Origin of the sequence: Algoriphagus sp. AGSA1, from assembly GCF_021390545.1 — a bacterium.
GTDB lineage: Bacteria > Bacteroidota > Bacteroidia > Cytophagales > Cyclobacteriaceae > Algoriphagus.
On the sequence record NZ_JAJUWR010000003.1, the window covers coordinates 187,042 to 202,015 of the forward strand.

Sequence of the window (14,974 nt, forward strand, 5' to 3'; positions counted from 1 at the left end):
CGCCCATTATCTGTTCATATTATTCTTCCGGAAGGGAGAAAACCACATACCCCTTGGGTAAAGCTCCGGGTCTTTTTGAGAAATCGTAACTAGTAGGTTCAAATCTATTGGAAGCATTTATCACCAAATACTGTTTCCCATTTACTACATACATGCCCGGCTGCCCAGTTGATTCGCTGCCTAAAGTAGTTTCCCACAGAATTTTCCCATCGTTAGCATCGAAGGCATAGACAATCCCCCCCTTACCCGTGGCAAACACAAGGCCTGTAGAGGTGATCACCATTCCTTTCCTAATCGTACCGCTAGGAGCTCCGGTCGTCTTGTCCCCCTGGGAAAAAGCAGAGTCCAACCCAATAGGCTGCCGCCATTTGATAGTTCCCTGATTGAGATCATAAGCAAATATAGAAGCCCAAGGAGGGGCTGTTAAGGCTTGCCACTCTGTCCCGTAAGCTGTGGTGTATCTGTCTGTCGGATGAGTGACACCATCGGGATAATCCTCCATTGGTGCTGCCCGAGTGGTATCATCGGGGATTTTTACACCTCCGGAACCTACGATAGGACCGGTGATCTCAGGTGCTTCCGCAGTGTCCATCATCCCTCTGAAGCGATTAGGAATCCCTCCCAAATAACGGTACAACGCCAAAAGAGTAGCTTCCTCAATATGAACAAAAGCAGGCATCCTCCCTCTTCCCTCTGACAACAAGGTCTTGAATTCATCATAGGAATATCTTGATCCTACATTTATCAACGAAGGTCCTGCTCCACTACCTTTCATACCTTCTCCATGGCAAGTCTGGCAAGATCCGGCGTATAGCGTGGTTACTTTGTTCTTCTCATCATCAGAAAGAACCGGTTCAATCGGAACTACCTTTGAAAGTTTATAAATCGATGCATAGTCCTGAGCCATGATATACATAATCCCCTTTTCAGGATCCGCACCCGTATTTCCATAACTTGCGCCCCCCAATGCTCCAGGCATAGTGATGGTTTCGTACTTGTCAGAGGGAGGAATAAACAATCCTGATTTGGCCGTATCCAACCGCTGATACCACTCTTGCTTTACTTCTTCAGAAAAATAAGGGTTCAGTGTTTCCTTGGTTACTTCATGTCTGGTAAAATCCGGTAGGATGGCTGGAATAGGCTGGGTGGGCCATGTTTTTTCCCCAGGCATGTCGCTCGCCGGAAATGGGCGTTCCTCTATAGGAAAAACAGGTTCACCTGTTTCCCGGTCAAATACAAAAACAAAACCATGCTTGGTCGCTACTGCTACCACATCAATAGTTCTACCATCCTTAGTTATAGTCAACAACTGCGGTGCTGAGGCCAAATCGTAATCCCAGAGGTCATGATGAACGGTTTGATAATGCCAGATACGTTTCCCTGTTTTGGCGTCCAAAGCCACCAGAGAGTTCCCAAATAATCCCGTACCTTCCCGATCAGCACCATAGTAATCATAGGTGGGGGATCCTACTGGCAAAAAGACGATACCCCGTTGTTCATCAACAGTCATTTCACTCCATACATTGACCCCTCCCACGTACTTATACGCATCCTTCGGCCATGTGTCATAACCAAACTCTCCAGGCTGGGGAATAGTATGAAAAGTCCATTCCAGCTTTCCGGTAACTACACTATATGCTCTCACATAGCCTGGCGGTGAGAAAAACCCCTCGCCTGGCGCAGACCCCAAAATAACCAAATCCCCATAAATAACACCGGGCATCATGGATTGAATTCGGCGTATAGACGTAGGATCACGGTCCAAGCCTACACGTAAATCAACGTATCCTCCATTTCCAAAACCCGTGATACTTTGACCTGTGAGGGCGTTGATTGCCTGCAAGGAATTATTAAGTGTAAACACCAGTCTTTTGTCTTTCTTGTCTTCACTTTCCCAATAATTTATTCCCCGTCGAGAAACTCCCCGCAAGTCCGTGTGTATCCACAGCTCCTTACCTGTAACAGCGTTTAATGCAATCAAGGAATAGTTTTTACCATATACATACATGATAGTATCCACAATGATCGGACTGAAACTATAAAAACCATTGTCTTCAATGGGGTAATTCCAAGCCACTTCAAGCTGGCCTACGTTTGCTTTGGTGATCTGGGAGGCATCGGAATATTTCGACTGATCAGGACTGCCACCGTAATGTGACCAACTGGTATGATCTTTTACCTGATCCTGTTTGCAAGCACTGCTGAATATCAACAGCAACACAAACCAAAAGTTTTTAGAGGTAATTTTGGGATTTTGTTTTTCCATTTATTCTATGAAAATCATTTTGACAAACTATGATTTACCAATATAATTTTTGTTCAATTTAAATCCTACATTGATTATATAATGTGTAAACTTAAAGTGACCACCAGAAGACCAAAGTCATTCATACCTCTAACAGAGCAATACCAATGGAGCTGTATAGTTTAAAAAATCTTGCCCTCCATACCCAATAGGCATTTGTTATCTCCACATATACGCTTTCCTGCAATACTATTTTTGTCAAGGGAGTTACTTATGCCCCGTGCAATTCAAAAAATTCCTCACGTTATCCTTACGGGTTGATCGAACATGGGCTGGTGAAAAAGTCAATAAAGCAAACACCGCTTATTTCGAACACAACTTCAGAAAACTCCTTTCCCACCCAAACTCTATTTTCCCATCGCCTCCCAAATGATCTCCACGGGGTGTTTGGCTTTTCTGCCTGTACCATCCGCAATCTGATGCCTGCATGATGTCCCGGGGGCTGCTATGATGGTTTCCGCATCAGCGTTTCTCACAGCAGGAAACAGCACCAGCTCCCCTACTTGCTGGGAAACTTCATAATGCTCAGCTTCATAACCAAAGCTACCCGCCATCCCACAGCATCCGCTTTGAATAGTTTCCACACTATAATTTGCAGGCAAAGACAATAGTTTTTGTGTCCAAGTCATAGACGAAAGCGCCTTCTGATGACAATGTCCATGGAGTTTAATCTTCTGCGATTTAGTAGTAAAAGAATCAGCTTTGATATTCCCAGCTGCTATTTCCTGGGCCAAAAACTCATCGATCAGCTTCACATGAAACTTCAGTTTTTTAGCTGCCTCTTCCAATTCCTTCTTTACTATTCTTGGGTATTCATCCCGAAAGCTCAAAATAGCAGAAGGCTCCAGACCTATCAAAGGCGTATTGCCGTCAATAAGCTTATCAAAAATTTCGACGTTCGCCTCAGCATGTTTCTTGGCTTTTGGCAACAGCCCCTTGGAAAGAGCTGATCGTCCACTCTCCTCATGATCCACGACTTTTACCTCGTAGCCTAATTTTTTGAGCAAGGATATGGCCTTGATCCCAATCTCAGTATCGTTATGGTTGGTGAACTCATCCACAAAGAAGTAAACTGATTTAATCTGCTTAGCCGCACTTGGAAGTGAAGCGTAATTCTTTTTATACCATTTGCGCAAGCTCACCTTACTGATGACAGGTAAATTCCGCTGAGGAGCTACTCCCAAAACAGACTTCATCATTCCGCCCGTAACGCTATTGCTAAGCATAAAATTAGCCAGGCCACCAGTTTTAGAACCCAACTCATTCAGCTCATTGATATGGGCAAATACTTTTGATCGGAGTGGAACACCGTTTGTTTTTTGGTATTGATAAAGGAATTCAGCCTTCATGCTTGCCATATCCACATTGGATGGACACTCCGCTGTACAGCCTTTGCAGGAAAGACACAAATCCATAGCTTCCTTGATCTCAGGATGATTAAAGGCATTTTCCTTTTTGTCCATCGTGAGAAATTCCCGGAGTGTATTGGCACGGCCCCGGGTTGTATCCTTTTCATTTCGGGTAGCCATGTAGCTTGGACACATCGTGCCTCCAGAGCCAGGCAGCTTACGGCAATCACCTGATCCGTTACATTTTTCTGCCAAACGTAGAATCCCGCCCACGTGAGAAAAATCAATCAACGTATCATGACTTGGAGTCTTCATATCCGGCTCATAGCGCAGAAACTTATTCATCGGAGCAGCATCCACGATTTTGCCCGGATTGAAAATATTCTGGGGATCCCATGAAAATTTGATCCTGCGGAAAAGTTCGTAATTCTTCTCTCCCACCATCAGCGGAATAAAAGCTGCCCGAACCCTGCCATCTCCATGCTCACCACTCAGCGAGCCTTGGTACTTTTTCACCAACTCAGCAGAAGCTTTGGAGATCTGATAAAACTCCTCCACATCCTTTGATTTTTTCAAATCCAAAATAGGCCTTAAATGTATCTCTCCGGCGCCAGCATGGGCATAATGAACAGGCTTCTGATTAAAGCCCTTCATCATCTCATCTACCTCATCGATGTAATCGGCCAAGTCCTCTATATCCACCGCCGTATCCTCGATACACGCAACAGCCTTGGGATCGCCTGGAATATTGGCGAGCAATCCCAGTCCAGCCGAGCGAAGAGCCCATGCTGTGGAAACCATTGCCGGCTCTATGATGGGATACGCATATCCCAAGCCGGTCCTTTTGAGGTCTTCTACCAGCGCTTCGCCTTTAGCCATGGCCTCATCGAGCGTTTGCCCCCGGAACTCTACCATCAAAATAGCTTCGGGATCACCCTCCACGAAATAGCGGTTCTTGCTGTATTCTATACTTTCTTTGGTGCAATCCAGAATAATTTTGTCCATCAGCTCCACAGCGGTAGCCGGATGCTTCATCGCAGTCTGGGCAGAGACCATACTTTGATGTATCGTCTCAAAATGTGCCGCCACTACGATTTCAATAGGCTCTGGAAGTGGATCAAGGCTGATTTTGATCTCAGTGGTAAAGGCCAAAGTCCCTTCAGAACCGCTTAATAATTTACAAAAATTGAATTTTTCCTGTCCTTCAAAAACCTCAGCCTTCAGCAGTTCGTCCACCGCATAGCCTGTGTTTCTCCGGTGAATTGTCTTCTTAGGAAATTGGGCATGAATTTCTTCCCGAGCTTCCGGATCACTTAATTCCTCAACTACCTTTCTATAGATAGCTCCCTCTAGCGATTGCAGCTTGGTTTTTTGTTGAAACTCATCTTTTGTGAGCGCTTCAAACTTAGCGGGATTTCCATCGCTCAAGATAGTATCCAATGAAACTACCTTGTCTCTTGTCACCCCATAGACGATGGAGGTGGTACCGGAAGAGTTGTTCCCCACCATTCCGCCAATCATTGCCCTATTGGCAGTGGAAGTAATAGGACTGAAGAAAAGTCCATGAGGCTTCAGGTATCGGTTGAGTTCATCACGCACCACGCCCGGCTGCACACGTACCCATCGCTCAGTCACATTCAATTCCAGAATCTTTGTAAAGTGCTTGGATACATCGACCACTATTCCATTGCCTACACATTGTCCGGAAAGGGATGTACCGGCAGTTCTAGGAATCAGGGAAGTCCCGTTTTTGGAAGCAAAAAGAACAAGCTTTTTTATATCTGACTCATTTTTGGGGAAAGCCACCGCCAAAGGCATCTCCCTGTAAACAGAGGCGTCTGTAGCGTATAGGGTCTTTGTCAACGGATCAAATTGCAGACTTCCCTCCAACTGAGTTGATAAATCCTGCAATAAAGGCAATAGGTTAGCTTGGCTTGAACTCATGCTCAAAAATAAGCCGATGCGGTGGATTTAAAGAAAAGTAAAGCAAAAGAATTTGGAAATGATCAATAGGCAAAATACAATTCTCAATCTTCAAGGCATAGCCCACTTGATAATTGTACATTGAATTTGATCATTGAAAATTGATAATTGACCATTTCACCACTTTCTTTACACTAAATACCAAAGCAACCTCATGTTTTTCTACCTCTCCCAATTTCTGAGTTTTCTGGCAATGCCGCTCACTATTATCTCTCTTTTATGGGTTTTTGGTTTGCTCAACATCAAAAGAAAATGGGGAAAAAGGTGTCTCTGGACCGGTTTGATTCTTCTTTGGTTTTTCTCAAACCAGTTTATTGCCAATCAAGCAATGCTGGCTTGGGAACCTGCTTTCAAGGAGTTTTCGGAGATCAAAAACCATGAATACGGAATAGTTTTGACAGGCGTGACCAACCTGAGCAAAACAGCATATGACCGCACCTTCTTCAACAAGGGAGCAGATCGGATCACACACGCCTTACAGCTTTATCGGATGGGGAAAATCAAAAAAATCCTCATTACAGGTGGCCAGGGGCTAAACCCCGTTAATCCTCAATCAGAAGCCGAGCTATTGCAGCGGTTTTTATTGATGGCTGGACTGCCGGAAGAAGATGTTATGATTGAAGATCAATCGAAAAACACCGCCCAAAACGCACAGTTTACCAAGGCATTTCTAGAAGATAGAGGTATTGATACAAACCAGGAATTTTTGCTGATCACTTCCGCTTTTCACATGTATAGAGCGAAAGGCTGCTTTGATAAGGTGGGTTTAAAAACCCAAACATTCCCCACAGACTACTACAGTCATGACACAAAATACGACCTTCCCGCATTTTTATATCCTAACCCTTCATCAATCGAAAACTGGCACAAACTGTCGAAGGAATGGATTGGGATTTTGGTGTATAAGCTAGTTGGGTATATTTGAGAAAAACGGAAGAAAAATTTGAGAGCTATGTTTTTAAGGAAAGTACTACTAGAAACATATATTCAGAAAGAAGAACACTGATTTTACTGATAATATCAGGTATTGCTTTGTTGTTCCTTATTTTTGACCAGACACTAATCACTTGTATTCTAATAATCTCATTATTCCTTTATTCAACTGGAGAAGGAATTTATCAATGGAACACTAAGGAAGCTTTAAACGGCTCATTTCCGGAAAAAATATCGATTTCAAAAAATGAAATAGTAATAGGAAAGACTGATTTTCCTATTTCGGAGATACAAAACACCAAAATTCAATGCAATGATATTTTAGGATTGGAAACAAACGGAGGTAATCTTGTATTGAGATTTATCCCTAGAATTTCAAATGGAACTAGGAACTATTTGAGTTTTACTTATAATGGAACACTTTACAAATACAGATTTAGAATAAATTCATTATCCCATCAAAAAATAATTGAAGAGATTAGAAAAAGTATTCTTAACCTCTAATAAATCTCGTTTACAATTATCCCCCGAACTATGAAATTTGGCAGCACAGATCATCCTGAGAAAATTGACTTCGCTCTTCCGCCTGATCACCCTGATACGGCTGAAACACTCAAGAAATATAAAAGTGACGCCCCTTTTGAAGTGTATGTGGGCTGCGCCAAGTGGAACAAAGCAGATCTCAAAGGCTTCTATCCCCGGGGAACCAAAGATGAGCTGACTTATTACTCAAGGCAGTTTAATTCCATTGAGCTCAATGCGACTTTTTACAACTCACCCGACAAAAATCAGGTCTTGCAGTGGAAAGAGAAAACCCCGGAAGACTTTAAGTTTTTTCCTAAAATCCCCCAGTCGGTCAGCCACTACCGCAGGCTTAATGATGTCAAGAATCTGACTGATGAATTTGCTGATGCTGTAAGCATGTTTGAAGAAAAGCTGGGCATGGTATTTCTACAGATGATTGACAATTTCAAACCAAAGTTTATAGACCGGGTAGAAGGCTTTGTAAAAGACTTTCCCAAAGGAGTTCCACTGGCAATCGAGGTTCGCAATGAAGACTGGTTTAAAGGCGAAGTCTTTGATACATACTATCAAATTTTAAAGAATAATGATATAACCAACATCATCGTGGATGCGGCGGCACGCAGAGATATGCTGCATATGCGGCTTTCCAATGATGCTGCTTTCGTCCGATACGTAGGCGCCAATCATACGAGTGATTATACACGACTTGAAGACTGGGTGGAGAGAATCAAGTTGTGGAGATCCCAAGGCCTGCAAAAGCTCTATTTCTTTATCCACCAGAATGTGGAAAAGGAATCACCGCTTCTTGCAGAACATTTCATCAAACTACTGAACAAGGAGCTTGGCCTTTCTCTGAAAATCCCCAATTCCCCCGATAATCCCCTTGGTTTTTAAAAAGGAAATTTAATTAAGACTGATTTGACGATTCGAATATTTATTACGCACTTTGCGTGACGTAAAACACGTCACGCAAAGTGCGTAATACCGAATCATTAGAATCATGAAAGAGCCCTTCAATCCATTTGTAATAAATACTTATTAGGGAATAAACTATTTTTGTGATCGTGAAAACGATCTAAAAACACTCATTTCACAAATAGAAAATGACAGAAATGTAGTGCTTTATGCTTGCACAGTCAGAACCGCACTGAAAGCATTGGAAAAACTAGAATTAGTCATCAAAGACGAAGAATACTACCTGGTCCACGAAGTCCAGCTTGCCCGATGGATGGCCAGGCTGTAAGCTGCATATCACACCAGAAGCGTAGAAGCGATACTATCCCGCAATTGAGAATCTACTTTTGCTTCCTCCGCAAAGTCTTTCCATTTTTTGATCGCTGTTACAACAGCCTTTATCTTCTCTTCAGGCTTCTTAATATTCATTTTACGGGCAACTTCCAAAAAATCAGAATCCTGAATCCCCTCTCTTTTACCATTGACCATTAAGGATTGGGAGCTTACCCATATACTTCCGGGTCTGTAAGCATAGCAAATATCATAAGCCGGCGAAAGCTTCCATTTGCCGGCTTTATCCATTAAAAAAGCAAAGTTCTTTGTGTGATCGTCGCAGTTTCTGGCCAACACGTTAAACACCATACGAATAAACATCTGCTCTGCCTCAGGATAGGAAAGCCTCAACATCCGCATGGTCTCAAAAACCTGCTCGTAACTATAATAACCCACCTGATTGAAATCAAAATGCCGCAAACCACAAAGGCTTTGCATGTGGATTTTTTGGCCATTATCAGTTCGGTCAAACCGCCTGGTCATAAAGTGCGCCCTGCCATTTTCCTCCAGAAGCCGGCATTCATTCATCTCTATTCCCGCCTCCAAAGCCATCAGGTAATAAGCCATTTCTACCCTCCCATAACCCACCGTAACTCCAAATTGGGAATCATGAACCCCGTCAAATTTGATAATCCAATACGAAAACCCCTTTGGCGCTTTCACCTGACCACTTTTTACTTTACCCGTTTTGGGATTAAAGGCGATCACCGCTTTGGCACGGGCTCCACCTGCCGAGGTACCGATCTTGAGAATATCCGATAAGGCAGATTGCTCATCCACACTTAGATCGGATTGGAAACCCTCACGTGAATTGAGAATTTTCCCGGCAATATTGACTAAGCTGTCAATTTCCAATGAACGCGAAGTGATCGCTTCCTCACGAAACGAAGGCCTGATCTCTAAAGCACCCACCCCCCTCTTACCGATAAAACAGAGTTGCTCCACAGGATTTAGGCTATCGGTCACTCTTCCATTTTGGGTAAGCCAGGCATTGATGAGTTGATTGCCGTATTTATCAGGAAGCATATCTGCCAGCAAACCGGGAAGCCCCTTAAACGTATCAAAGACATCGCTTCGGGATTTTCGGAGCTCAGGAAACCTATAGATTCTATCGCCTTGGGCCAGCGGCATTTTCAAAGGAGAGATATCCAGTCCAGAGCTGAGATAAGCAGAATTGAATTCAAAGCTTCCCAGCTGCTCCGCCTCATCCCAAAGTACCGCTCCTGCCAGCTTTTCCCAAATCCAGATTTCAGCCGCGACTACCATTCCAAAGGAGGGTTTTCCGCCGCCATGTCTGAATTACGAATCCGTTGCTTTTCGTGTTTCTTTTGAAGCTTGACATAATCCATCGGACTGATTGTCCTCTTCACCTCAAAGGACTCAAGCCATTGCAGCTTATCCAACACCCGCAACACCTGTATTAAGGTGATCAGGTTAACTTTCTCTCCCCGCTCCAAAAGACTCAGCGTAGACCTACTGATTCCTGCGGCAACAGACAACTGCTCCTGGGACTTATTCTGATCCATGCGATGATGCTTCACAAAGCGCCCCAGCTTATTGAGAATTGCCGCATCACTTAATTGATTGTAGTCCATGTGAACAAATTTAATGACTGAAATTTCATTCATTAACCACAAATATACTACTTTATGAATGAAATTTCATACATAAATATATTTTTAATAAAATGAATGATAAATCATTCATTAACTAGTAAAAATACAATTAATGAATGATTTATCATTCAAAAAATTAGAATCAATAATTTAATCAAGTCTCTATCTTAAGTTCAATTGCCCCCTACTCCATTTCCATTCCCACTTCCATCCTTTTTGCTCAAGCAAGATAGGATGATAGGCCATTGCGGCTTTTGCGGTAGGAGTACTGAAAAAACGTTGATCATCTGTCAAAATAGCTTTTTGTTCGCCACTTGAGGATATCAAAAGTAGATCCATTACTGTGGAAGGGATATCTTGTGAATATGAGCTATCAGACTTTTGCAATCTGGCCTTCAGGCTCCAATCAATCTCATAACCCTGGATTTTCGCTTCAGGTGCAGGAATTGATGGTTTTCTACTTTGCTCTTGGACAAAAGAGAGAAATTCTTGCAGCAAGGCTAAGCCCGGGTTTTTAAGCTGGCTAGGCCGGAACTCGACCGGTTCGATACTTGAAATCACATGCATTGTATTTCGGGCCCGGGTGATAGCCACATTCAGTCTATTTTCAGCCCCTGATTTTCCGAGCAACCCAAAATTAGTGATCAATTTCCCATCGGGATTGGGAGCGTAACCCAAGGATAAAATCACTTGATCAAACTCATCTCCCTGCACATTTTCAATGTTTCGTACTTTAATTCCCACATCTATAAAACCAGCTTTCCAGAGTTTCTCCCGAATCAATTCCATCTGAAAATAATTCCCGGTCACAATCCCAATGCTATCCGAAGGAGATGAATGATGAATAGCTTCCACTTTCAAAACAACTGCATCAGCTTCCATTTTATTTACCTGATTCATCCAAATCCCCTCAACCTTGTCCCAGGCAAATGCAGGCTTCCCGGCCATAGCCGTAGCATAATCAGGCAAAGCTTCCAGCTGGTTTTCATAGAAATGTGCATTGGAAAAATGTATCAAAGCCGGATCAGCCGAGCGGTAATGGCCTTTTAGCTGGTGTTTTTCAAAAAAATCACCTGCCAATTCCAGCAAGGATTCGGCCTCATATTCCAGACCCTCCTCGTCAGAATCCCATTTTACCTGATAAAAATCTGAAGGCCTAAGCTGCTTGGAATCACCTGCAATCACCACTTGCCTGCCTCTTAGCATCGCAGGCAGCCCACGCTCAACCCGGCACTGTGATGCTTCATCAAAAATCACCAAATCAAAGTTCTGCTTCAATGAAAACAATGCAGAAACCGTCTCGGGACTGGCAAACCAGCAGGGCAATAGGCGAAAAATCTCTTCCCCCATTTCTTCCAGCAATCTCCTAACAGGCCAACGCTGCCTCTTTTTACTTACCTGATGAAGCAAATCCCGATAAGTCAGTCGATTTCCCAGACGGTTAAATTCCAGTTCACTTGTGAGCTGCTCCCGAAGTCTAAGCAAAGCAATATGTCTGGCTATCTTTCTTTTTTCAAGAATAGCCTCCTTCAATTCTCCCAATTCATGTTGGATCGCGAGACTCCCGGCTTCTGCCAAAACGGGATTTTTGGCTTCCAAATGGGTTATCCAAGCCAAATACCATGAATTCCAATATACTGACAGCTGATCAGATAAACTCAGCACAGGGTAATCCGTTTCCAGTTTTTTGGCAAGCAAAGCCGTAATCGGAGAAGAATTTTCTAAAAATCTATCAAAAGCTACAAGCTCAGAAAAAATCCGATTCAAGTCCCATTCAGGGCCAATCGTAACAAGCCCATTGTTGAAAACATGCAAAATCTGTCCATCACTCAGATAAGCTTTCCAATTGACCGATGAATGCTGAAATGATTCCGAAAACTCACGCATTGTGTCAAGTTGAGCTTTAAAACTGTCTGCTGTCTGGCTAACCAATGAATGTAGCTTCGGTCGACTCTCCCATAAATCAGCCCAATCAAGAATTGGGGATAATAATTCCAGCTGATTCTCTAACCCCGCAGCAGAAAGTCCGTCGAGTTCTATTCTTTCTATTTTTGGAAGGGCTAGAAGTTCGGCACTTAATGCTTTAAGAGTCTCAAGCTCAACACGAATACCCGATATAGAATTTGAGTTTAGCTTCAGGTTCGACTTGTCCAGAATTTCAAAAGTCAACGGGAATTTGCTCTTATTCAATTGTATCTGGATTCTCCCCAGCCATGACCTCCTTTTTGTTTCCAATAAATCAAGTTCCTGTTCCAGAGTGGAAAGATTTTCGGGATTGGCCGATAGCCCAAACGAAAGCTCCTGGAGCTTTTCGATTGAGGATAAAATCCAATCATGGACTTCCTTCAGCGCCAAGCTAGCCTTCGAATCAAAAATCGCGGAAATGGCCAACTCAGGCATCTCCAATCGATTCAATTTATCAACGACCGCTTTTAAGGAGTCTGAGAAATCAGCAGTTGCCAAAATCCTACCGGCCAGCTCTTCGAAGTGAACATCAGAACGATCTGCTGCCCACCTTACTCTAAAAGTCTCAATTTCCTTTAAACTCTGGACAATTCTCGGGAAAACCACCGCCTCAAAATGGGCGAATGAGACTCTCTTTTCCCAGAAGGAACCTTTGAACTGTAACTGATAGGAATGGTAAATTTTATAGGCTTTGTCAAAATCATGTGATTTCTGATAATCCAGTTTAATCAAATCGGAATGTTCAAAAAACGGTTTCTTCAAATCCGCATTCAGGTACATGGCCTTAATTGGAATTCCAGCAGATTCAGCATCAAAAAGCGCAATTCGAAAGCCTTCAAACTTCTCAGAAAGTCTGGAAATCGCCGTGGAATATTTAGAAATTTCCCGTTCCAACTGAATGGAATCAATTCCCCTATTCTGCTCCTGATAAGAGTCTACAGCTTCGATTTGAGCTTTTATTTTATGAAAAAGATTTCTTTGATCTGCCCGAAAATCATGCACCAGAGCTAGGAAATCACCAAAACCAGCAAATGCCAACCGTTCAAAAACCACATCCAACGCAGCTCTCTTTTGAGAAACTACCAGCACTTTTTTGCCTCTTGAGCAATAGTCAGAAACTAAATTTGCGATCAATTGGGACTTGCCCGTTCCCGGAGGTCCCTCTACCACCAAGCTTCCCCCCTGCCGGACTTTCGTCAAGACATTTTCTTGGGAGGCATCCAGCGGAAAAACAGGAAAAAGCTGTTCTTCTCTGGGCAATGGCTGGTTTTCGCCAGCGACAAAGTGTTTAGTGAATAATTCCTCCAAGCCTATTTCAGCAAACTCCATTTCCAGCTTTTCATAGTCCGCAAACAGATAATTGTCTTTTTGAGCAAACAGGCCTAAAAGCCCATAACTTTTCAACGCCAGTTTTCCATCTTGAAATTTACCGGAATCCACACTCACTTGAGAATTCGGAAAGGATATCAGCTGATCTTCAAACAGCGATGAACTGAGTTGAATGGAGAAATTATCATTGAGAATTTTGGAAAACCCGGTTCTGAACGCTGTGGCATCAGTCGGCAGCTCCTGCAAGGACTGATTCAAAAAATCCGCATCCAAGACCTTCCCATACCCATGGCTGTAAGCCAAGAGAAAAGCCGGATTCCATTGCCATTCATCTAGTTTCGAAAGAACCCATTGCCCATTCTCAAGCTGAAGATCAACACTCAAGAGCAACAATGGAGCTCTAAGAACATGCCCGTTGATTAATTTCCCCTCCACAAATGGCCATCCCAAGAACAGAGATCGCTCCCCTGTTTCTTCTTTAGTCAGCTGATCCCGAAAAGAAAGTCTGGAAAACATCTTTGAAGTAGCATTAACGCCGGCAATCCTGGGATCAGATTCGGGAATTAAAGGAAACGCTTTCCTTGGGGAAATAGCCTTTATTATAATCTCAAAGCTATTTTCTCCATTCAAAAAATCTAACTCTTTCAGATCTACAACTCCAAATCCCTCAGTTTTTGGAAAATAAAGTGACCTGTTTTTGGAAGACAGGTCTACCAATCGATTCCGGTAAGTCTGAAAGATTGAATCAGGCATTTAGTGGAAAGGTGAGTCTTTTTCCTTGGCCATCTGATTATAAACAATATGATCCAGCCTACCCGGCATCCACTTGTTCAAAAACACCAATAGTTTACCCTGGGTGGTCAAGACCAGATCACGCTTTCTTTTTAATGTGGCTTTCAGAATCTCATCAGCGACCTCATCTGAGCTCATCATTTTTGACTCATCTCTAGGTGATTCACCTTGGGAAGATCCATGGGCGGTAAGTGCGTTTTTTCTGATATTCGAGGCAGTAAACCCAGGACAGGCGACCAGTACATGGACGCCCTTTTTCATCACCTCGGTACGCAGGGATTCAAAAAAACCATTCATCGCATATTTACTGGCAGTATAAGCCGTTCGGGCAGGAGTGCCTCTGAACCCATTGATTGAAGAAATCCCTATCACGGTCCCCTTATTTTCTATAATAGAGGGCAGGCAGAACTTAGTGGCATAGACCGTCCCCCAAAAATTGGTGTCCATCACCTTGCGGAAAACCTCGAAATCAAGATGTTCAAACAGCGCCCGCATGGAAATACCTGCGTTATTGATCAGGACATCAATCTTACCGAACTTCTCAAGCACTGTTTCAGCCATTCTTTGATTGTCCGCTAATATGGTGGCATCAGCCAAAACCGCGAGTGCCTGAATCCCTTCAGCTTCCAATTTTGCCTTGGTGACATCTAGTTTTTCTTGGTTTCTACCCGTAATAACTATTCTGGCACCCGCTTCCCCAAATATCCTGGCACAAGACTCCCCTATTCCAGAAGTGGCCCCAGTAATAATGACTACTTTATCTTTAAGACTCTCTTGTTTCATTGCTTGTGCAAAGATACTGATTTGTGATTTCCAAAATTTGAGGTGAGGACATCAAAAAGCTATCGGAACAATTGATTTCAACTTGTCACTCGATTGAGCCATTACAT

At 43.1% G+C, this 14,974-nt stretch carries 10 protein-coding genes; 4 read left to right on the forward strand and 6 right to left on the reverse strand.

Annotated features, from left to right (window positions below; translation table 11 throughout):
* Nucleotides 1-19: 19 nt before the first annotated feature.
* Together LZF95_RS03010 and LZF95_RS03015 are read right to left on the reverse strand one after the other, a co-directional pair.
* Complete coding sequence (locus LZF95_RS03010) at nt 20-2,266, reverse strand: PQQ-binding-like beta-propeller repeat protein (protein WP_233753517.1); 2,247 nt, start codon at nt 2,264-2,266, stop codon at nt 20-22.
* A gap of 386 nt (nt 2,267-2,652) precedes the next feature.
* Nucleotides 2,653-5,598 (reverse strand): FAD-binding and (Fe-S)-binding domain-containing protein, encoded by a 2,946-nt coding sequence (locus LZF95_RS03015; protein WP_233753518.1) that lies wholly within the window; start codon nt 5,596-5,598, stop codon nt 2,653-2,655.
* A 193-nt stretch (nt 5,599-5,791) separates the two neighbouring features.
* Here LZF95_RS03015 and LZF95_RS03020 point away from each other — a divergent pair, with 193 nt between their 5' ends.
* The 4 genes from LZF95_RS03020 to LZF95_RS27545 all read left to right on the forward strand — a co-directional run bounded on the left by LZF95_RS03020 (nt 5,792) and on the right by LZF95_RS27545 (nt 8,338).
* On the forward strand, nt 5,792-6,562 hold the full coding sequence (locus LZF95_RS03020) for a YdcF family protein (protein ID WP_233753519.1): 771 nt from the start codon (nt 5,792-5,794) through the stop codon (nt 6,560-6,562).
* Nucleotides 6,559-7,074 (forward strand): hypothetical protein, encoded by a 516-nt coding sequence (locus LZF95_RS03025; protein WP_233753520.1) that lies wholly within the window; start codon nt 6,559-6,561, stop codon nt 7,072-7,074. The genes LZF95_RS03020 and LZF95_RS03025 overlap by 4 nt, the downstream gene beginning before the upstream one ends.
* Before the next feature lie 30 nt (nt 7,075-7,104).
* Nucleotides 7,105-7,989, forward strand: a complete 885-nt coding sequence (locus LZF95_RS03030; protein ID WP_233753521.1) for a DUF72 domain-containing protein — start codon at nt 7,105-7,107, stop codon at nt 7,987-7,989.
* A gap of 223 nt (nt 7,990-8,212) precedes the next feature.
* Nucleotides 8,213-8,338 (forward strand): hypothetical protein, encoded by a 126-nt coding sequence (locus LZF95_RS27545; RefSeq protein ID WP_262912212.1) that lies wholly within the window; start codon nt 8,213-8,215, stop codon nt 8,336-8,338.
* An 8-nt stretch (nt 8,339-8,346) separates the two neighbouring features.
* Here the strand turns inward: LZF95_RS27545 and LZF95_RS03035 are convergent, their stop codons facing one another.
* The 4 genes from LZF95_RS03035 to LZF95_RS03050 all read right to left on the reverse strand — a co-directional run bounded on the left by LZF95_RS03035 (nt 8,347) and on the right by LZF95_RS03050 (nt 14,867).
* Nucleotides 8,347-9,648 carry a type II toxin-antitoxin system HipA family toxin gene (locus LZF95_RS03035; RefSeq protein WP_233753522.1) on the reverse strand — a complete coding sequence of 434 codons (1,302 nt, stop codon included), beginning with the start codon at nt 9,646-9,648 and terminating at the stop codon, nt 8,347-8,349.
* Nucleotides 9,642-9,977 carry a helix-turn-helix domain-containing protein gene (locus LZF95_RS03040; RefSeq protein WP_233753523.1) on the reverse strand — a complete coding sequence of 112 codons (336 nt, stop codon included), beginning with the start codon at nt 9,975-9,977 and terminating at the stop codon, nt 9,642-9,644. The genes LZF95_RS03035 and LZF95_RS03040 overlap by 7 nt, the downstream gene beginning before the upstream one ends.
* Before the next feature lie 183 nt (nt 9,978-10,160).
* Entirely contained in the window at nt 10,161-14,045 is a 3,885-nt protein-coding gene (locus LZF95_RS03045) for an ATP-binding protein (protein WP_233753524.1), read from the reverse strand.
* Nucleotides 14,046-14,867: an SDR family oxidoreductase gene (locus LZF95_RS03050; protein WP_233753525.1), complete on the reverse strand. Its 822-nt coding sequence runs from the start codon at nt 14,865-14,867 to the stop codon at nt 14,046-14,048.
* Nucleotides 14,868-14,974 lie beyond the last annotated feature (107 nt).